This is a genomic window from Pantoea sp. X-Soil-OKNW-713, assembly GCF_059730685.1.
The window spans coordinates 595,289-614,089 of the sequence record NZ_AP035996.1; the positions used below are offsets into that span (position 1 = coordinate 595,289).

The following is an 18,801-nucleotide window of genomic DNA, read 5'->3' on the forward strand; positions in this document are numbered from 1 at the left end:
TGTGTTCGTTGTTACTATTGTTTACTCAACAAAAGCTTCGCAGCAAAGCCTATGAAAACTAACCCCGTGACCCTGTCCATGACACCGATGACAGTGGGGTTCCGTAAAACATTAGAAAGCGGAGCCATAAGGAAGATCAGAACACTGAACCATAGCGCTGTAACCGCGATATGTATGGTGACCAGAGTTAAGGTCCATTCCATAAAATTTCCCCCCGCAGGGATAAACTGGGGAAGAAATGAGACATAAAAGATTCCAACCTTTGGGTTCAGAAGATTGCTAAGAAAGCCTTTCCAGAACCAGCTGTTCTGATGTTCGCTTTACATGTCTGTTGATGTCAAAGCTCGACGTGGACTAAGGATAAGTTTAATACCCAGCCAGCAAAGATACGCTGCACCGCAAAACCGAATGATATCGAATGCTATCTTTGATGCTGCAATAACGGCACCCAGTCCTAATGCAACAGCTATTCCCCAGACGAGGCAAATACCCAATGACTTCACTCCCTGCCGATTCACGCCAGGCGCTTTGCACTACACTGTAACCCCAACTGTGCTGCTGAAAGGAGTTTTCATGAAGTTATGGCCTGTTGTGGCAGGTGTTGCCATTGCATTGAGTCTGGTTGCCTGCCAATCCCCAACCCCACCAAAAGGTGTCGAGCCGATCACTGGCTTCGATGCCAATCGCTATCTTGGCAAATGGTACGAAGTTGCCCGTCTGGAAAATCGCTTCGAACGAGGGCTGGATCACGTCACGGCGACCTACAGTAAACGTAGCGATGGCGGAATTCGCGTTCTCAACCGGGGCTACGATCCGCAGCAACAAAAATGGCGCGAAAGTGAGGGCAAAGCGTACTTTACCGGGGCCCCAACCACTGCGGCGCTTAAGGTTTCGTTTTTCGGCCCTTTCTATGGCGGCTATAACGTCATCAAACTGGATGAAAATTATCAGTACGCGCTGGTCAGCGGTCCTGACCGAGGTTATCTGTGGATCCTGTCCCGCACGCCTGACATCCCGCAAGCCATCAAGCAGGATTACGTTAACACCGCGCGTAAACTCGGTTTCCGCGTGGATCAACTCAGATGGGAAAGCGATCGCGGCGTCACCCCCTGACCTCCTCTTCTTCAATACGTCCTCTTGACAACCGTCGCAACATTTTAGCATTATCTAAATTTAGAAAACGCTAAATTGTTGCGCTATGACCGAGCTGAACCTTCTACAGACACAGGCAGATAAAGCTGCTGCTCTGCTTAAGACATTGAGCCATACCCAGCGCTTAATGATCTTATGTGTATTGATTGATAAACCCGGGACCGAAGCCGGAGAGCTGACGAGGATCAGCGGTTTGAGCGCCTCCGCAACCTCTCAGCATCTGGCGAGAATGAAATCGGAAGGATTGATTGAAGGGATACGCGAGGCCAGATTTATTCGCTACCACATTAAGAACGAAGCGATATTCGCCGTGGTGCAAACGCTTAAAAATATTTACTGTCCCGGAGAATAATATGCCTGCTACTTTTGCGACACCCGCTGAGATAAATGCACTTTCTGATCATGCCATGCTGATTGATATCAGAGGGCAAGACGAATGGCGTCGGGAACATATATCCGGTGCCCGTTCTCTGCCAGTAGAAGACATCACGCCTGGTTGTTTAAGTAAGGAGGAGTTGAGCCAGATTGATACGGTTATTTTTCATTGTCAGAGTGGCATGCGAACCGAACAATACCAGGCACAATTGATCGCAGCGGTGCATCCGGCAAAGGTTCTGATTATGCAGGGCGGCTTGAACGCCTGGAAATCAGCCGGTTATCCGGTGATAACTGACCGTCGTCAGCCGCTACCGTTGATGCGGCAGGTGCAAATATCAGCCGGGTTACTGGCGCTCGGAGGCACGCTCGCCGGAGCGGCGCTGGCACCGGAATTTTATATCATCCCTGGTTTTGTCGGGGCTGGCTTGCTGTTTGCCGGGGTGACGGGCTGGTGCGGGATGGCAAAGTTGCTGGCAGTCATGCCCTGGAACAAACAGCAAAGCTAATCTCGTCATCCAGCCCGGTAGTCAGGATCAGACCTTCAGCAACTTCACCGTGCTGTCTATGTCGATCTCCTCTTCCGAGAAAATTAACGTCGTGCCCTGGAAAGTGGTGATCGCCAGTTTCTTCAGTGAGCGCATGGCACCTGGTTGAGCGGCTGATTTGGGCCTGATGCTACTCATCAGTACCCCGACAGACAGCACCGCATTGTCTTTATCGATGCGAGTTTCGACCGGCACTTCTTCGCTGTAAACAAGGTAAGACTTAATCGAGGTCAGCTTGATGCGCTCCCCGGCGATAAAGATGTATTTACTTTCAGGTGCAACTTTCACCGCATACGCTGACAGTCCCTTATTGTTGGTCGTGGGTTCGAAAGTGACCGCGGCATCTTTCTTAATCAGTTCAGGGTTGGCGACCTTAATGACATGAAAATAACGGTTATCACCGTTTTCATCTTTGATAAATCCAAAACCTTTATCCTGAAACCAGGTTGTGATCGTACCGTTCATCGCCATTACCGCCTATTTAATCGTTTATCTACTCAGTTTTGCAGCGCGCAGTGTAAAACACAATGCCGATGTACACTACGTCTTTGCAGCTACGCAGGCTTTTTATCATGGTGCTGACGCAGTGATTTTTGTAACTTTTGCATGCCGGTGCACACAAAAAGCCCAATGACACGCAAACTTCTTTGCCCTGCAACGGCCACAGGCCATTAACGCCCAGGAAAATCATGACCACCGTCGACATGACAAACATCCAAAATGCCGTGCCACAGATCAATTTATTGACCATGCCCCCCTTAGCCAGCACCGATTTTCTGCTGCCCGGCGATTCAGTTCGGAACTTCCACCTTATTCTGGAATACATAAATTATGCTGCAAAAAAAGATAATGCGTTATAGATAGGGATGAAATATTTAGCCTGATAATAAACCCGCCAAATTGTGACTAATGACGCAACACCAATCAATAACCTTAAAGTTCTCAGGGGAAAAACCGATAACGAGATATCAAAGGTGGGAATGTTCTTATCAAACAATAAGATATATTTTAACATTAGACTATTATCCCAACCTTACTCAAATCCTGAAGCTTACAAAGGTTGTCGATATGCTGAAATCCTTCACGAACTTTTCATCTGCAAGCAGCCGGAAATTAATCAGGCAACCATTAATAATCATGATCCTCCTAATGTTTTTTGGATTCATAATAACGTTGGGAATGATATTTTTTATCGCCAGTGATTTAAATTCCATCTCAGATACGGAGGATAGCGTTCTGATAAGGAAACTTATCCAGAATCAGCAAGACGACATCAGTTCTCATTTGACTGACAATGCGGTTTGGGGCGGATCTTATAAAAACCTCCATGAGAAGGTTAACCTTAACTGGGCATGGGAACAACAAAACCTCGGCGCATCCTTATATAAGGATTTTGGTTATAATGGGATATTTGTGATTAACCCAGCAGGAAAAACAGTTTACAGCATAATAAATGGGAAATTAAGTACAGATTCCATCCAACAATGGATGGAGACCGATCCAACGCCTGCCATTCTCCATCAACTGAGAAAAAGCAACGGATCGGCCTCAACGCAATTCATGATGGTCAAGGGGAAACCGGTTTTGGTTAGCGCTGCATGGATCACGCCAGGTAGCGATAATACAATCAAAAATGTTTCAGAACAGCACTCTATTTTGCTATTCGTCGTTAATATGACTGATGCGAAGTTAATTAAACTCGGTGCTGACTATACAATCAATAACCTTCATTATGAGGAGTCAGAAACTCCGTATGATGGTGCTAACAATATGATTCCGCTGTCTGAATTCGGTGCACGCGGCATTCTTACATGGCAGAGTGAGAACCCAGGAAAACAGCTCATCGTATTACTATTACCAATAACCGTAGTAATTTATTTGGGAATGTTATTCGCGGCGATAATGCAATTGAAACATATTATTAAAATAGTCCAAAGTTCGGATGAAAACATCTTTATGTTGCAGCAAAGCCAGCTTGCCTTATTGGCCAGTGAAAAACGTTTTCGCGATGTTGCTGAGACAAGTACCGACTGGATTTGGGAAGCTGACAACAATCTGGCATTCAACTGGATATCATCAAGGTTTTCTGCCATCACGGGCTACAGCAGCGATATATGGATTCACCGTACCCTGCAAGATTTTCTTTTTAATGGGAATACACTGCTTAACTCACTTGAGGACAAGCTCAAACCCGGTGAATACACTCACCTGTCACGTTGCCGCTATCTCTCAGCCCAACAATACATCCGCTACTGCGATCTCACCATCCGCCGGGTTGAACTGGCAAATGGCAGGCAAGGTTTCCGTGGTACCGTGACAGACGTCACGCTCGAAGTTGAAGCAGAAGAAAAAGCAAAATACCTCGCCTTACATGATGACCTGACAGGCTTACCTAATCGTACACAAATGAAGCAATTTCTAACCGGCGAATTGGAAATTCACCATACCTGCGACAACCCCCTGGCTGTGATTATGGTTGATTTAGATAAATTTAAACCGGTAAATGATATTTATGGTCATGCTATGGGTGATGCGGTTCTGCATGAGGTTTCTTTGCGTTTTCGCGACTGTGTTGATGATGTTGGTTTTACCGCTCGTCTTGGCGGTGATGAGTTTGTCATTATCGTTCCCGCAATGGGCACGGAAGAAATAAGTAACCTGTGTGATAAAATCATCGAGAAAATAAACACTCCCTTTCACATCAATGGCACTGAAATTTCTATTGGGGTCAGCATGGGCATCGCTACCACCCCCAAAGATGCTGACAATATTACGGATATATTGAGATATTCAGACTTTGCCCTTTATAAAGCAAAAAATAACGGTGGTAATAAATATGAATTTTATCATACGGAGTTAACCGATAAGATTGTTCAACGTCGGGAAATGGAAAGCGAGCTAAGAGAAGCTATCCGCTCGGGACAATTAGCCGTTGTTTATCAACCACGCCTCAATATGAAATTGGCAAAAGTTACCGCTGTGGAAGCGCTGGTACGGTGGAACCATCCGGTTCGTGGGTTAGTCATGCCTGATCAGTTTATCTCATTAGCGGAAGAGACCGGGCTGATTAAAGAGATTACTGACTGGGTGATAGAACGCGCCTGTTTTGATATGCAATCGTGCTTTGACCAAATGAAAGTGTCGGTCAACATCAGCGCCCTGGAGTTTAGCGACCGTGGGTTAACTGAGCGGATAACGAGGATCCTTGAGAAAACGGGTTTTGAAAGCCATCGCCTTGAGATTGAAATTACTGAGAATGCCTTAGTTAAAAACCCAGACGATGCCCTAAAAACGATGCGTGAATTACATAAACTTGGCATTAATTTCCATGTCGATGATTTTGGCACCGGGTATGCGTCGTTTGGCTATCTGAGCAACTTTCCATTTAATGGTCTGAAGCTGGATAAATCATTTATTCTTGCAATGCATGAATCTGATAATGCCTTGAAAATCGTCGAAAATCTGATAAGTCTGGGCAAAGCCTATTCTCTGGTGATCACCGCCGAAGGTGTCGAGACATTACAACAAAAAGAGCAATTGCAGAAATTCAATTGTGATGCTTTACAAGGCTATCTGATCGGGCAGCCAATCCAGATTACACAATTAACTGAAACCTATCAGGAACATGTTCTTGCATAAGCCCTAAAGTCTTCTTCAGCGTTGCCGATAACCCGAGAAGCTTTAATAGGTTCCCTTTTTGTTTGTGCTAAACAGGAGAGCAAAATGGATGTATCGCAAGTGACCTCACTGGCTTCCGGCCTTGATAACCTGGATCTGAAAAGTCAGGTGAATACCCTGGTATTGAAAAAGGCACTGGATAACCAGGAGTCTGCGGCCAGCAGTATCCTCGCCTCAATCCCGCAGTTGCCTGCTAATCCGGCTATTGGGCGCAATATTAATACCACAGCCTGAGTTTCAATTTGAGTAGCGGCGCGATTTATCGCGCGTCTTTTGCCCGTGGCATTAAGGCCAAAGGCGCGCGATAAATCGCGCCGTTACAGCTCGACTTTACATCGCGATCATCCCCCGCTAGTATGACCGACTCCCAGCGCCACTCTGTCGCTGCGTAAGCGTTAACGTTAACCAACGCACCATGTGCAGGATTACTCTGCTTTTTTTCTATGGTGCGAAAAGATGACCCATACCATTGTTAGCTTAAATCCTGTCCTGCGTCGTTCCGGCTTTTTCCTGTTTTTGCTGCTGTTGACCGCGGCCAATTTGCGCACACCGATCACCGCCACCGGTCCGGTGCTGGAAAACATTCGCCAGACGTTCGGGTTGAGTGCCAGCGCGGCTGGCGTGCTGAATTTCTTACCGCTGCTGATGTTCGCCACTCTTGCGCCACCTGCCGCCTGGCTGGGCAACCGCTTCGGACTTGAACGCAGCCTGTGGAGCGCATTGCTGCTTATCACCCTCGGCTCGTTGCTGCGCATCACCGGCAGCGAAAATGCGTTATGGGCGGGGACATTGCTGCTTAGCGCCGGTATCGCCGCCGCTAACGTCTTATTGCCACCACTGATTAAGCGCGATTTCACTGCGCATACCGCGCGTTACATCGGGTTGTATGCCACCACTATGGCGATCACCGCCAGCATCGCATCCGGCGTGGCGGTGCCACTGGCGCAGCTCACTGACGCGGGCTGGCCTCTGTCGTTAGGTATCTGGCTGGTGCCCGGCGTGGTTGCGTTGCTGGCCTGGTTGCCGCAACTCAAACACGCCGCCGGACATGCGCAGCCAGCCGTCTCGCAGCCGTTGCAACGTTCGCCGTGGCGTTCAGCCATTGGCTGGCAGGTATCTTTATTTATGGCCTGCCAGTCGTTGGTGTTTTATACCCTGATTGGTTGGTTTACCCCCTTTGCTCAGGATGAGGGGATCAGCCAACTGGCGGCGGGCTGGTTGCTGTTCGTCTATCAAATTGTGGCGATTGTCGCCAACCTGGTCTGCATGAACGCGCTGAAACGATTACGCGATCAACGCGCCATCGGTTTTTTGGCATCGCTGGCAATTTTTACTGGCGTGACGGGATTGCTGCTGGCCCCCACAAGGGCCTTGATATGGTTGCTGTTGGCGGGGTTGGGAGCCGGAGCATCGATGGTGACTTGTCTGGCGCTGTTTAATTTACGCACTCAGGATCATCGTCAGGCTTCAAAGCTCTCGGGGATGGCGCAGTGTGTCGGCTATGGCGTCGCCGCACTGGGACCACTGTGTTTCGGGATGCTGCATGATGCCAGCGGCAACTGGATGCTACCGCTGGCATTGCTGCTGGTGATCTCTGCCCTACAAATGGTGGTGGCGACCCTGGCAGGCCGCGACCGTCATATTTGATCACACCAGCGCTGCCGCTTCCTGACGTTCCAGCTCGCGTACCCGCGGGATAATCTCGCGGCCAAAGAATGCCACCTCTTCATGGAAATGCAGGAACGCCAGCAGCAGCAAATCCACCCCAGCACGCTTGAGCGCGATAATGCGTTCCGCAATCTGCTGCGGCGTGCCAATCAGGTTGGTTTTAAACCCGTCGTTGTACTGCACCAAATCCTCAAACGAGGATTTCGCCCAGTTCCCTTCCCCTTCCGGCGAAGCGCTGCCTGCATTTTTCACTTCATGCTGGAAGCCTTTCACTGCATCCGGGTTGGCTTTGGCGATGATTTCCTGCAACACCGCCTGCGCTTCCTGTTCGGTTTCTCTGGCGATGACAAAACCATTCAGGCCGATTTTTACCCTGTGCTGACTGGCGCGCGCCTTCGCCTGGATATCTTCCACTTGCTGGCGCACCCCTTCCGGCGTATTACCGTTGGTGAAATACCAGTCGGACACCCGCGCCGCCATATCACGCGCGGCACGCGAACTGCCACCCTGGAAAATTTCCGGCTGTGGTGACAGCGGTTTCGGTTTCAGCGCGTAGTCACGGAAACGATAGAAATCCCCGGCAAAGGTGAAGCTTTCCTCTCCCCAAATACCACGCAGGCAGCGAATAAACTCTTCCGAACGCAGGTAACGTTCTTCGTGGTCGAGCCAGGGTTCACCAATGGCTTTAAATTCGCCACGGAACCAACCGCTCACAATATTCACCGCAATACGCGGCCCGTAAAGATGGCTGATAGTGGCGATTTGTTTGGCAGCCAGCACCGGATTCCACGGCCCAGGCAGTAACGCGGCGATGACCTTTAACCGTGATGTGTGGCTGAGCAGGTCCTGGGAAAACGTCACCGATTCGTGCTGATTTTCTGCGCCGTATCCGGCGGTAAAGCGGATTTGCGTCAGCGCATAATCAAAACCGGCATTTTCCGCGATTTTCGCCAGCTGACGGTTGTAATCCGCGTCCCAGCGCGTGCGTTGTTCAATCTGGCTGATCACCAGGCCACCAGAGACATTTGGCACCCAATAGGCAAATTGCAGGGGTTTACTGGCAGGTTGTGGTACAGACATAGCGAATCCTCATGCGATGGGTGGCTTATATCGAAAATCAAAAGATTTATTACCACTTAAATCTTTTGGATATATATCGCTATGCAGTGGCTATGCCAGTTTTGAGGTACGAATAAGACATTGATTTATTGGGTTTCATCACAATTTCAGGCGAGTGATGCAGTGGCATTTGCAACAGACACTGTCGTGTGTCTGTTGCAATAACAACCCTTCCGTAGCGTCGCGATTTATCGCGCAATGTTTTTGGCGCGAAAATCAAAACCCGCGCGATAAATCGCGCCGCTACGGAATAGGTGACTTACTGGCTGATCGTTTGCTGAAGCGCGGCAATCGAGGATGTCACCCCCGCCTCAACCGACATGGTGAGATCCTCCATCTCCAGCGAAACCCAGTCGTTGTATCCCATCATGCGCACCACTGAGAAGAATTCCTTCCACCATTGCAGATCCTGGCCGCAGCCCACCGCGACATAGTTCCAGGCACGGTTAGCGACATCCTCCACCGGTTTGGTTTCCAGCAAGCCGTTGATATTCACCAACCCGCGCTCCAGCCGGACATCTTTCCCGTGCACATGGTGGATCGCCGGGCCCAGCGCCCGCGCCGCGGCAATCGGGTCCCCCCCCATCCATAGCAGATGGCTCGGATCGAGATTCAGCCCCACCATTGGCCCCACCGCATCACGCAGACGGAACAGCGTTTCCGGGTTCCACACCAGCATCGAACTGAAATTCTCCAGCGCGAAACGTTCCACGCCGTGGTTTCTGGCACGTTCCACCAATCCCAGCCAGTAAGGAATGGCCACTTCGTTCCACTGATAATCGAGACAATTCTTCAGTGTGGGCGGCCAACTGACGGTATAAGTAATCCAGTTGGGGATGGTGTCATGCGGGCTGGCAGGCGGCAGTCCACTCATCATCACAATTTTCTTCACCCCCAGCTCACCGGCCAGGGCCAGGGCCTGTTCGGTATCACGTTTATGGCGCTGGCCCAGTTCGCCCACGTCGAGCGGATTGCCGGAGACATTCAGCGCGGCGATCGACATACCGCGACTCTCCAGCGCCCGCAACAGTTGCTGACGCTGGCTGGCGCTGGCGAGCAACTCCTCGGTACGCAGATGCGGGGCGGATGACCAGCCACCGGTGGTCATCTCCACACCACAAACGCCAAGTTCGAGTAATTTATCCAGCATCGCTTCAAATGGCAGATGCCCGAGGCTGTCAGTACAAAATGAGAGTCTCATGACGTTTCCTTATTGGTAATTAACCCAGCTCGCGCCGTTATCCGCCGAGCGCACGCAGTTTTCAATCCAGCGCACCCCTTCCAGCCCGGCGTTAATGTCGGGATAGATCAGGTTCGCCAGCGTCTGCTGATCGCCACGCTGCGCAGCGCTGATGGCAATGGCAAATTTGAGGTAGATATTGGCCCAGGACTCTGCCAGCCCTTCGGTATGCAACGCCCCGAGACGCTCCTCAGCCAGCGCGCTGTCATCGAGATACGGCATACCGTGATGCATCACCTGATTAGGTTGCCCCTGCACTTCATATTTCAACTCGCCGGGGTTGTAATCGCTCCATTCCAGACTGGCGCGCGAGCCGATCACCCGGATACTCTGACTGTCCATAGAACCGGCGTTGATTGAGGAAGCCCACATGCGTCCAACGGCGCCGTTGTCGTAATGCATCAACACCATCGCGTTATCTTCCAGCGGCGCGCGCGACGGGATAAAACTCTGGCGGTCGCATAACAACGATGTGATCTGCAAATGCGGCAGCACCAGTTGTGAGATGTAGAAGGTATGGGTGGAGATATCCCCCAGCACGAAAGAGGGACCGGCAATTTTGGGATCAACGCGCCACTTCTGCGCATCGTTAAACTTGTCGGCACTGTCGTTTGCACTAAAGCCGTGGGTATATTGCAGCTCAACCATGCGTACCTCGCCGATCTCGCCTTTGGCGATCATCGCACGCATCTGCATCAACAGCGGATGCCCGGAGAAGCCATAGGTGACACCAACGATCAGCCCTTTGGCCTCTGCCAACGCTTTAATTTCCTGTGCTTCGGCGGTGGTAAAAAACAGCGGTTTTTCACAGATCACATGAATACCGGCATTCAGTGCCGCTTTGGTAATCTCATAATGGGTGCCATTCGGCGTGGCGATGGTGACCACCTCCACCCCATCCTCCCGTTTCGCCTCTTCTGCCAGCAGTTGCTGATAATTGTCGTAACAACGTTCGGCTGCCAGCCCGAGATTGACGCCGAAATCGCGCCCCCGTTCGGCATCGATATCAAAGGCACTGGCGACCAGTTGATACGCGGTGTTATCGCGCAGTGCGCCGGAGCGATGTTTATAGCCAACCTGACTTAAACGACCGCCACCGATCATTGCCCAGCGTAACGGGCGGGGGATTTTCTTTTCACCATTGAGCATAGTCACTCCTTAATTATTTTTGCACCCGGGTGCAAATGAGGTCAGAGACAAGGGTTTATTTCTGGTTTTTCTGTTCAAACTGCTGATAATTCGCCTGCGTCACCGTAGCGTAAGGGATCCAGTTATAGGCGGCGGTTTTCTGCTTATCCAGCATCGCTTTCGTGACCTGCACCGCCCCGGTCGCCTGCCCTTTTGCATCCTGGAAGATGGTTACCGCCATGTCGCCGTTTTTGATAAATTGCAGTCCGTCGGGTGTGCCATCAATCCCCGCCACCAGCACATTGCTTTTCTTCGCCTGCTTCAGCGCCATGATGGCACCAATCGCCATTTCATCATTGTTGGCGGCGATGGCGTCAATCGGCGTGCCGTTCAACAACCAACTGGAAACCACATCTACCGCCTCATTGCGCTGCCATTTGGCAGTCTGTTTCTCCACCACCTTCATCTCTTTATGTGCGGCAATCACTTCTTCCGTTGCCCGGGTGCGTTCGCGCGCCTCTTCATTTGACAGCGCCCCCATAATGATGGCGACATTGCCTTTGTAATTCATACGCTTCGCCAGCGCTTCCATCTCCATTTTGCCACTCAACGCGGAGTCGGATCCGACATACGCCATCTGCCCGTCCAGTTTTACCTCGGGTTTGCGATTGACAAAGATCAGCGGAATATTGGCGCGTTTGGCCGCCTCCATCATCGGGCGTACTCCCTGGGTATCGACCGGATTAAGGATTATTGCGTCAACGCCCTGGTTGATAAAATCGTCTACCTGCTGCACCTGGAGCGCCACATCCCCTTTGGCATCAGAAAACTGGCCTTTCATGCCGGAAGCATCCAGCTCATGCACCATCTGCGTACGCAGTATCGAAACAAAATTGAGATCGAAATTGGCGAGCGCAACGCCCACTTGCCAGGTTTTTGCCTGCGCAGTGCCAATGGACAGCACACTCAATACCAGCACCAGGGTTTTCAAAGTCTTCATGGTCGTTTCCTGTAGGGTCATGTTGTGATGATCCGACCGGAAGAGAGACACTACTGATTTTTACTTTTGCACCCGGGTGCAATATAAGTAAAAAAAAGAGACGATCAGTCAAATCTTCGGGCGAGTTACTGACGAAAATGTCAGCGATGCAGCCATTTTAGTCAATCCGGCAAAACGAAAATCAGCGGAGGTGATCACAAAATGTTGATGAAATGCACCCGATTGCAAAAAACGTTGCAATCGGGTGCAAAGATCAAACATAATCGCAACATCATAAAAACAGGGTTATTTCGCATAAGGTTTCAACGCACTTACGCTTTGGGTGTTTATTTTCGACTGGGATTCACGTTCAATGCAGGGGTCTTTCGCCAACTCCGATATGCAGGTGCTATGAGCAAACCCATCGCAAAATCTCACAAAGCCACCGCCAGTGATGTCGCTCGTCACGCTGGTGTGTCGAAATGGACGGTCTCGCGTGCCTTTACGCCCGGTGCATCCATCTCCGACAAAGCGCGCGAACGCGTGCTGGCTGTCGCCACCGAGCTGGGCTATCGCCCCAATCTGCTGGCGCGCAGTCTGTCGCAGAAGAAAACGCACATTATTGGCGTCGTGATCGATGAGATGAGAAACCCGCACTCGTTACTGTTGATCGACACAGTGACCAACCAGTTACAAAAGCGCGGTTACATGGCGTTGTTGCTCAACATCACCAATAGCGAGAACCACAAATCGGTGATGCTGTTGGCCGATCAATTGCAGGTTGATGGCTTGTTGTTTCTGGGCACGGTATTGACCGAGGAACTGGTGGATATAGCACAGGACCTGCACCACATCCCGCTGGTGCAGCTGTGCCGCAACAACGATGTACCGGGCATTGATGTGGTGAAAATCGATGATCACCACGCCGGTAAGCAGCTTGGCGAGTTGCTATTGGCTCAGGGATATACACGTTTTGGCTACATGCGCGGCCCGGCGACCAACAGCAATCATTTGCAACGGCTGGAGGGTTTACAGCAGGCGCTTACCGAAGCCGGGCTGACACTGGAAGAGATGCTGACCGCCGGTTGTTATGCGCAGGAACGCAGCTACGCGGTTCTGACGGAGTATCTCAACGCGCATGCGCCTGCCGATCGCATCGATGCGCTGTTTTGCGAAAACGATGCGCTGGCGCTGGGTGCGCTCGAAGCCTTGCGCGAAGGCGCGGGTAACAAACATATGGCGGTGGTGGGTTTCGACGGAATTGACGAAGCCGCCCTGCCCGGCTGGCAACTGACCACCTGGAGCCAGCGGATTGACCTGTTAATTGAAGAAGCCCTTAACCGGCTGATTGATGAACATGCCACACCGGGTGGTGCCTGGTCTCAGGGAGAATTGCGTGTACGACGCTCTCACCTGAAGCCGTAAGCGAAAGGAGGAGAGATGAAGTTGTCGTTACATGGCGTTTCTATCTGGTACAGCAATGCCGTCACCCAGTTACGTATCGCGCAGGAAACCGGTTTTAGCGGTCTGGAGATTCTGCCGGAGCATCTGTATCGCTATCTCGACAATGGCGGCAGTTACGCCGCATTTCGTCAGCTGATGGCGCAACATCACATCGACGTTACCTGCATCAACGCGCTAAAACGCATCGGTCGCCACCAACCTGAAGCACGCGCTGAATTGCTGCGCGAAGCGGAACAGATTTGTCAGGCGGCGGTGGAGCTGCGCTGCCCGTTGGTGCAAATTATGGCGCTGACCGAGCTGGATCAGCTGCCTGCTGCCGAGCGTGATGCCATTCTGCTCGACAACATCTCCGCCATTGCCGATATCGGCAAAGCCCACGGTATCAAATTCCAAATCGAGGTGGTGGCCTTCACCGCGTTTAATTCCCTGCAACAGGCACTGGACCTCATCGCCCGCAGCGGCAAAGACAACCTCGGCGTAGTGGTCGACTTCTGGCATCTGCATGCCGGAGGTGGAACCACTCCTGACGAGGTGGCGCAGATGGATAAAAACCTGATCTACGGCGTCCACTTTTGTGATGGTCGTGCGGCTCATCCAGACGAAGCCTGGGATGAATGGGTGCAACGAAACTATGCGCCGGGTGAAGGCGATGTTGATATTGCTGCCTGGGTCGCGGCGGTCAAAGCCACCGGTTACGACGGCGTATGGTCACCAGAATTATTAAGCCCGCGTCATTGGGAACACGACTTGTGGGATATTTCCCGCAGTTGTTTAGACAGCATGAGAAAATATATTAATTAATATAAATGGCGACCACATGATGAATCGCCCGCCTCATATCTAAATACTCTCTGCAAAAATTGTAGCGGCGCGATTTATCGCGCACCTCGCACCGTGCGATAAATTTCGCCGCTACAGAATAAATATAAACACCACGCCTCTACGCGAATTATCGCGCGGCGTAATTACGTCTGAATGTTTTGAACGTCGTGCTCTGTAAAATTTATCTGCCGTATCCGTCATCAGACGGAATGATGAAAGGAAAGTTGTATGAACCGAAGAGAAGCGCTTTTTTCGCTCAGTTCGATTGTGGCGTCACTGGCCGTGGCACCGCAACTGCGCGCGAAGGAACTGCATAATGTCCCGCTAAGCACCCAAATGAGTCCCGACCACCTGCCGCAACCCGCCTGGCAGCAGGGCTATCAGGTCTTAATCAGCCCGCTCGATCGCCAGAATCTGGCGGCGATTTTTGACCGCTTGATCCCTGCCGACAACCTGGGCCCTGCGGCCAGTGAGGCCGGTGCTATCGAATTTCTCGATAACCAACTGGCCGGAGATTATGGCTCGGGGGCAGCACTTTATTTAGCAGCACCTTTGCACCCGGAAAATGAAGAGAAAATCATGGGTAGTCCGCAATTTCTTGCCACACCTAAAGAACGTTATTTAACCGGACTGACCGCATTAGAGAATTGGGCGCAAAAAAATCACCAGGCATCATTTCATACTTTAACTGCACCGCAAATCGACGAATTCCTGACAAATATGGAAGACGGAAAGATTGATTTAGGCCGTGAAGTGAACAGCCAGGATTTTTTTGAATTAATGCTACAAAACGCACGCGAAAGCTATTTGGCGGATCCAATTTACGGCGGCAATAAAAATATGGCGGGTTGGAAAATGATTGGCTTCCCCGGCGCCCGCTATGATTACCGTCCTTATATTACGCGTCGCAATGAAAATCTGGCGCTTATTCCTGTCAGTCTGATTCCCAACGATTAATACGCCGGAGCTGAGTTAATGTCACAAATCAGAAATAAGGCTGACGTGGTTATCGTCGGTCTGGGTTGGGCCGGTTCGGTGATGGCTGAAGAACTGACCCGCGCCGGATTACATGTCGTCGCGATTGAGCGTGGTGCCTGGCGTGATACCTCAACCGATTTTCCGGTATCAATTGATGCCGATGAACTGCGCTTCCACACCCGGCGTAAAATTCTGCAACCGATGAGCGTGGAAACCACCACCTTCCGCAATCGCCACGATCAACTGGCAGCACCGGTACGTAACTGGTCGGCCTTCCAGTATGGCTGGAACGTCGGCGGTGCCGGTACACACTGGGCTGGGATGTCGTGGCGCTTTACCCCGTGGGATTTTGAAGTCGCCACCCGTACGCGTGAGCGCTACGGTGCAGGAAAAATGCAGGGATTACAGTTGCAGGACTGGGGCGTCACCTACGATGAAATGGCCCCTTTCTACGATCGCTTCGAACGTATCGCGGGCACCTCCGGCTATGCCGGCAATCTCAACGGCGAACGCCGCAAAGGCGGCAACGTGTTCGAAGGTGCGCGCACCCGCGACTATCCCACTCCGCCGTTGCAAGATACCCACTGGATGAGCAAATTCCGCCAGACCACGGAAAACATGGGGTATAACCCGTTTACCGTTCCGGCAGGCAATCTGTCACAGGCTTATGTCAATCCGCTCGGTGTCAGCATGGGCCCCTGCACCTACTGCGGCTTCTGTGACTTTCACGGCTGCGGCAACTTCTCTAAATCTTCGCCGCAGGCCTGCATTCTCCCTGTGTTGATGCGCCGTCCCAACTTTACGTTGTTGACGGAGACCGAAGTGCTGCACGCGGTCAAACACGACGACGGTAAGACGGTGAAGGGGGTGAAATTTATCACCAAAGAAGGGGTGGAAGGTTTCCAGCCCGCCGATATCGTCTGTATTACCGCCTATCAGATGGATAACGTCCGTCTGATGCTGCTGTCACAAGTTGGCGAGCAATACGATCCGCGCACCGGACGCGGCACCATTGGCCGTAACTACAACTATCAAACCTGCTCCAGCGTCACCGGCTTCTTTGATAACGAATATATGAATCCGTTTATCGGCGGTGGCGCGCTGGCGGTGCAAATCGACGATTTCAACGGCGACAACTTTGACCATAGTGACCTCGATTTTATCGGTGGAGCCGGAATTATGGGCTTCTCCACCAATGGCCGCCCAATTCAGAACATGAATGGCTTACGTCCCGGCACCAAACGCTGGGGCAGCGAATGGAAAGCCGGTTATGCGCGCGATTACCAGACCGCAGGCACCATTTTCTGCCAGGGCACCTCAATGCCGATGCGTGAGGCATACCTTGACCTCGATACCCACTACAAAGATCGCCACGGCCAGCCGCTGCTGCGCATGACCTTTGACTGGAATCAGAACGATGTGCGTATGGCAAAATATGTCACCGATCGCGCCATCAACATCATGCGTGAGATCGGCGGTCAGCATCTGGTAGTGGACAACCAGGCGGAAAAGAGCTGGAACCCGTATATGCAGCACAGTTCCCATACCATTGGCGGTGCGGTGATGGGGGCCGATCCTACCACCTCCGCCCTGAACCCGTATCTGCAAAGCTGGGATGCGCACAACCTGTTTGTCGTCGGTGCGTCAGCGTTTCCGAATAACGGTGGCTACAACCCAACGGTTACCGTGGGTGCGCTGGCGGTGCGTGCCGCGCAGGCCATCCACCAGACCTACGTCAAAAATCCGGCACCGCTGGTGGGAGCGTAATCATGGCTAAGGCGAAAAAGATTACTTATACCTTCGCAGCGCTGGCGGTGGTGGCAGCGCTTGGCGTGACCGGCAGAATGTGGGGAGTGCTGGATAGCGCACGCTCGGACGTAGCTGACAATAAGGTGCAACTGGCGGATTTTCACAGCAATGACGATGCTGCCATCAAACGCGGTGAATACGTGATGCGTCTCGCCGACTGCGCCGCCTGCCACAACGCAGACTTCTCCGGCGGATATAAAATCGATACCCCATTTGGCGCGTTACTGACGTCAAATATCTCCCCGGATCGCGACACCGGGATTGGCAACATGACCGAACGCGATTTCTTCAATGCGGTACGTCAGGGACGCGGTAAACACGGCTTCCTTTACCCGGCCATGCCTTACACCGCCTACACCCAGATGAGCGATCAGGACATGCACGATCTCTGGGCGTATTTCTCCGCGCAGAAACCGGTGAAAAATGCCATCGACGAAAATGCCGGGATGCATTTCCCGTATAACATCCGTCTGGCGATGGCGGGCTGGAACCTGTTGTTCTTTGACAACCGCGCATTTCAACCACAAAGCGCGCAGAACGATGAGTGGAACCGCGGCAAATATATCGTCGATGGTCCGGCGCACTGTAGCGTCTGCCATACGGCGCGTAATGCTCTTGGCGGTGAAATCAGTAGCCAGTATTTGCAGGGCGGCAATCTTGGCAGTTGGTATGCACCGGATATCTCACCAAATCCCCATGCCGGAATCGGCAAGTGGACGAACGAAGAGATCGCTGATTACCTGAAAACCGGCTCTAACGGCACCAGTGTGGCCGCCGGGCCAATGGCCGAAGCGGTTGAACATTCAACGCAATATTTCAACGACCAGGATCTGAAAGCTATCGCAACCTATCTGCGCAGTCTGCCAGCTTCGACAACGCCGCAACCCACCCACTTCGCGATGAATAAAACCCGTCACGACCTGGCGGCCCTGCGTTATGAAGTTGATTGCTCAGCATGTCACGGTCTGGCGGGTGAAGGGATTCATGGCATGGTACCCGCCTTTGCCGGTAACAGCGCGATGCTGAACGATCCCACCAACATGATCCATGCGTTGTTGGATGGTGCGCGCGCACCGCATACCGCAGACCGTCCAACCGCCGCCGGGATGCCCGCGTTCGCCTGGAAGTTAAATGACCAGGAGATGGCGGATGTACTGAATTACGTGCGGAATTCCTGGGGTAACCAGGCAGGGGAAGTGAAGGCCAGCGATGTCACAACATTGCGTCAAACCACCGGCGCGGGAGACAAATTAAAAACACCCGCCATGAAGTAATCATCAAGTTTGTCAGGCAGGAAGCGTAGCGGCGTGATTTATCGCGCTAAATATTAAAATACGCGCGATGAATCGCGCCGCTACGGATGTTCATCACAGCAGCTGGGCAATGCCCCACAGCGCTAACGCGTGATCATCTTCCGACGGTAAACCGCTAACGCTTACCGCACCAAACACCGCGCCTTGCGGATTGAGCAGTGGGAAAGAACCACCGTGATCGGTGTAATCTGCCTGATTAATAAACGCCTGTTTCTCCATCCGTTCACCTTTCTGCTCATTGAGCAGCCCGACGTACAGCGAAGAGTGACCGCTGCGCAGCACGGTATTACGTTTACGGCGCATCCACTCGAGATTTTCCGCACAGGAACCCGGCAAGGCCGCCAGAAACAACACCTGACCAAACCCATAGACTTCGATGGACACCGGTGCCTGCGCTTCACGCGCACGCTGCTGAATGCGCTGGCCAATCTGCCAGGCGAGGTCAAAATCAAACTGCGGCAGACGATGTTCCGCTTCCTGCTGTAACAGGCTTTCCAGACTGGGCGATGACGACATAGCGACTTCCTC

Annotated in this window: 18 protein-coding genes and 1 pseudogene; 12 read left to right on the forward strand and 7 right to left on the reverse strand. The window is 52.0% G+C overall.

From position 1 onward, the window contains the following. Positions 1–14: 14 nt before the first annotated feature. Positions 15–518, reverse strand: a pseudogene (locus AC6I8R_RS23190) (LysE family translocator). 55 nt (positions 519–573) lie between these two features. On the opposite strand from AC6I8R_RS23190, the gene blc reads away from it, so the two are divergent. The 3 genes from blc to AC6I8R_RS23205 all read left to right on the forward strand — a co-directional run bounded on the left by blc (position 574) and on the right by AC6I8R_RS23205 (position 2,036). Then, the gene (gene blc, locus AC6I8R_RS23195; protein ID WP_208726136.1) at positions 574–1,113 is read left to right on the forward strand and encodes an outer membrane lipoprotein Blc; all 540 of its coding nucleotides are present in this window, start codon (positions 574–576) and stop codon (positions 1,111–1,113) included. Positions 1,114–1,198: 85 nt separating this feature from the next. Next, positions 1,199–1,504, forward strand: coding sequence for an ArsR/SmtB family transcription factor (locus AC6I8R_RS23200; protein ID WP_208726135.1), 306 nt, complete (start codon positions 1,199–1,201; stop codon positions 1,502–1,504). A gap of 1 nt (position 1,505) precedes the next feature. Then, on the forward strand, positions 1,506–2,036 hold the full coding sequence (locus AC6I8R_RS23205; protein WP_497833024.1) for a rhodanese family protein: 531 nt from the start codon (positions 1,506–1,508) through the stop codon (positions 2,034–2,036). A gap of 27 nt (positions 2,037–2,063) precedes the next feature. Here the strand turns inward: AC6I8R_RS23205 and AC6I8R_RS23210 are convergent, their stop codons facing one another. Continuing rightward, positions 2,064–2,546, reverse strand: coding sequence for a cold-shock protein (locus AC6I8R_RS23210; RefSeq protein ID WP_415174797.1), 483 nt, complete (start codon positions 2,544–2,546; stop codon positions 2,064–2,066). A 218-nt stretch (positions 2,547–2,764) separates the two neighbouring features. On the opposite strand from AC6I8R_RS23210, the gene AC6I8R_RS23215 reads away from it, so the two are divergent. From AC6I8R_RS23215 to AC6I8R_RS23230, 4 genes are all read left to right on the forward strand, one after another. Then, positions 2,765–2,935: a hypothetical protein gene (locus tag AC6I8R_RS23215; protein WP_497833025.1), complete on the forward strand. Its 171-nt coding sequence runs from the start codon at positions 2,765–2,767 to the stop codon at positions 2,933–2,935. A gap of 208 nt (positions 2,936–3,143) precedes the next feature. Continuing rightward, positions 3,144–5,714 (forward strand): bifunctional diguanylate cyclase/phosphodiesterase, encoded by a 2,571-nt coding sequence (locus tag AC6I8R_RS23220; protein WP_497833026.1) that lies wholly within the window; start codon positions 3,144–3,146, stop codon positions 5,712–5,714. A gap of 84 nt (positions 5,715–5,798) precedes the next feature. Then, entirely contained in the window at positions 5,799–5,987 is a 189-nt protein-coding gene (locus AC6I8R_RS23225) for a YjfB family protein (RefSeq protein WP_208726128.1), read from the forward strand. Between the two features lie 222 nt (positions 5,988–6,209). Further along, positions 6,210–7,400, forward strand: a complete 1,191-nt coding sequence (locus AC6I8R_RS23230) for a CynX/NimT family MFS transporter (protein WP_415173351.1) — start codon at positions 6,210–6,212, stop codon at positions 7,398–7,400. Here AC6I8R_RS23230 and sfnG read toward each other — a convergent pair whose 3' ends face one another. From sfnG to AC6I8R_RS23250, 4 genes are all read right to left on the reverse strand, one after another. Beyond that, positions 7,401–8,501 (reverse strand): dimethylsulfone monooxygenase SfnG, encoded by a 1,101-nt coding sequence (gene sfnG, locus AC6I8R_RS23235; RefSeq protein ID WP_208726124.1) that lies wholly within the window; start codon positions 8,499–8,501, stop codon positions 7,401–7,403. Between the two features lie 298 nt (positions 8,502–8,799). Further along, on the reverse strand, positions 8,800–9,741 hold the full coding sequence (locus tag AC6I8R_RS23240) for a sugar phosphate isomerase/epimerase family protein (RefSeq protein ID WP_415173349.1): 942 nt from the start codon (positions 9,739–9,741) through the stop codon (positions 8,800–8,802). A gap of 9 nt (positions 9,742–9,750) precedes the next feature. Then, positions 9,751–10,929: a Gfo/Idh/MocA family protein gene (locus AC6I8R_RS23245; protein WP_415173348.1), complete on the reverse strand. Its 1,179-nt coding sequence runs from the start codon at positions 10,927–10,929 to the stop codon at positions 9,751–9,753. 55 nt (positions 10,930–10,984) lie between these two features. Further along, positions 10,985–11,908, reverse strand: a complete 924-nt coding sequence (locus tag AC6I8R_RS23250) for a substrate-binding domain-containing protein (RefSeq protein ID WP_497833027.1) — start codon at positions 11,906–11,908, stop codon at positions 10,985–10,987. 390 nt (positions 11,909–12,298) lie between these two features. Here AC6I8R_RS23250 and AC6I8R_RS23255 point away from each other — a divergent pair, with 390 nt between their 5' ends. The 5 genes from AC6I8R_RS23255 (at position 12,299) to AC6I8R_RS23275 (ending at position 18,234) form a co-directional block, all read left to right on the forward strand. Further along, a complete protein-coding gene (locus AC6I8R_RS23255) occupies positions 12,299–13,312 on the forward strand; it encodes a LacI family DNA-binding transcriptional regulator (protein WP_415173346.1) in 1,014 nt (337 codons plus the stop codon). A gap of 15 nt (positions 13,313–13,327) precedes the next feature. Next, positions 13,328–14,152: a sugar phosphate isomerase/epimerase family protein gene (locus AC6I8R_RS23260; RefSeq protein ID WP_497833028.1), complete on the forward strand. Its 825-nt coding sequence runs from the start codon at positions 13,328–13,330 to the stop codon at positions 14,150–14,152. A 249-nt stretch (positions 14,153–14,401) separates the two neighbouring features. Next, positions 14,402–15,130 (forward strand): gluconate 2-dehydrogenase subunit 3 family protein, encoded by a 729-nt coding sequence (locus tag AC6I8R_RS23265; RefSeq protein ID WP_415173344.1) that lies wholly within the window; start codon positions 14,402–14,404, stop codon positions 15,128–15,130. An 18-nt stretch (positions 15,131–15,148) separates the two neighbouring features. Next, positions 15,149–16,918, forward strand: a complete 1,770-nt coding sequence (locus tag AC6I8R_RS23270) for a GMC family oxidoreductase (RefSeq protein ID WP_415173343.1) — start codon at positions 15,149–15,151, stop codon at positions 16,916–16,918. Between the two features lie 2 nt (positions 16,919–16,920). Continuing rightward, the gene (locus tag AC6I8R_RS23275; RefSeq protein ID WP_415173342.1) at positions 16,921–18,234 is read left to right on the forward strand and encodes a cytochrome c; all 1,314 of its coding nucleotides are present in this window, start codon (positions 16,921–16,923) and stop codon (positions 18,232–18,234) included. A 93-nt stretch (positions 18,235–18,327) separates the two neighbouring features. Here AC6I8R_RS23275 and AC6I8R_RS23280 read toward each other — a convergent pair whose 3' ends face one another. Beyond that, complete coding sequence (locus tag AC6I8R_RS23280) at positions 18,328–18,789, reverse strand: heme-degrading domain-containing protein (protein WP_497833029.1); 462 nt, start codon at positions 18,787–18,789, stop codon at positions 18,328–18,330. Between the last annotated feature and the right edge of the window lie 12 nt (positions 18,790–18,801).

Bases quoted from the DNA above. Each gene is read 5' to 3' on its own strand.
- AC6I8R_RS23225 (WP_208726128.1), top strand. From the start codon at position 5,799: ATGGATGTATCGCAAGTGACCTCACTGGCTTCCGGCCTTGATAACCTG.
- AC6I8R_RS23265 (WP_415173344.1), top strand. From the start codon at position 14,402: ATGAACCGAAGAGAAGCGCTTTTTTCGCTCAGTTCGATTGTGGCGTCA.
- blc (WP_208726136.1), top strand. From the start codon at position 574: ATGAAGTTATGGCCTGTTGTGGCAGGTGTTGCCATTGCATTGAGTCTG.
- AC6I8R_RS23220 (WP_497833026.1), top strand. From the start codon at position 3,144: ATGCTGAAATCCTTCACGAACTTTTCATCTGCAAGCAGCCGGAAATTA.
- AC6I8R_RS23260 (WP_497833028.1), top strand. From the start codon at position 13,328: ATGAAGTTGTCGTTACATGGCGTTTCTATCTGGTACAGCAATGCCGTC.
- AC6I8R_RS23275 (WP_415173342.1), top strand. From the start codon at position 16,921: ATGGCTAAGGCGAAAAAGATTACTTATACCTTCGCAGCGCTGGCGGTG.
- AC6I8R_RS23280 (WP_497833029.1), bottom strand. From the start codon at position 18,789: ATGTCGTCATCGCCCAGTCTGGAAAGCCTGTTACAGCAGGAAGCGGAA.
- AC6I8R_RS23205 (WP_497833024.1), top strand. From the start codon at position 1,506: ATGCCTGCTACTTTTGCGACACCCGCTGAGATAAATGCACTTTCTGAT.
- AC6I8R_RS23240 (WP_415173349.1), bottom strand. From the start codon at position 9,741: ATGAGACTCTCATTTTGTACTGACAGCCTCGGGCATCTGCCATTTGAA.
- AC6I8R_RS23215 (WP_497833025.1), top strand. From the start codon at position 2,765: ATGACCACCGTCGACATGACAAACATCCAAAATGCCGTGCCACAGATC.
- AC6I8R_RS23250 (WP_497833027.1), bottom strand. From the start codon at position 11,908: ATGAAGACTTTGAAAACCCTGGTGCTGGTATTGAGTGTGCTGTCCATT.
- AC6I8R_RS23255 (WP_415173346.1), top strand. From the start codon at position 12,299: ATGAGCAAACCCATCGCAAAATCTCACAAAGCCACCGCCAGTGATGTC.
- AC6I8R_RS23245 (WP_415173348.1), bottom strand. From the start codon at position 10,929: ATGCTCAATGGTGAAAAGAAAATCCCCCGCCCGTTACGCTGGGCAATG.
- AC6I8R_RS23210 (WP_415174797.1), bottom strand. From the start codon at position 2,546: ATGGCGATGAACGGTACGATCACAACCTGGTTTCAGGATAAAGGTTTT.
- AC6I8R_RS23200 (WP_208726135.1), top strand. From the start codon at position 1,199: ATGACCGAGCTGAACCTTCTACAGACACAGGCAGATAAAGCTGCTGCT.
- AC6I8R_RS23270 (WP_415173343.1), top strand. From the start codon at position 15,149: ATGTCACAAATCAGAAATAAGGCTGACGTGGTTATCGTCGGTCTGGGT.
- AC6I8R_RS23230 (WP_415173351.1), top strand. From the start codon at position 6,210: ATGACCCATACCATTGTTAGCTTAAATCCTGTCCTGCGTCGTTCCGGC.
- sfnG (WP_208726124.1), bottom strand. From the start codon at position 8,501: ATGTCTGTACCACAACCTGCCAGTAAACCCCTGCAATTTGCCTATTGG.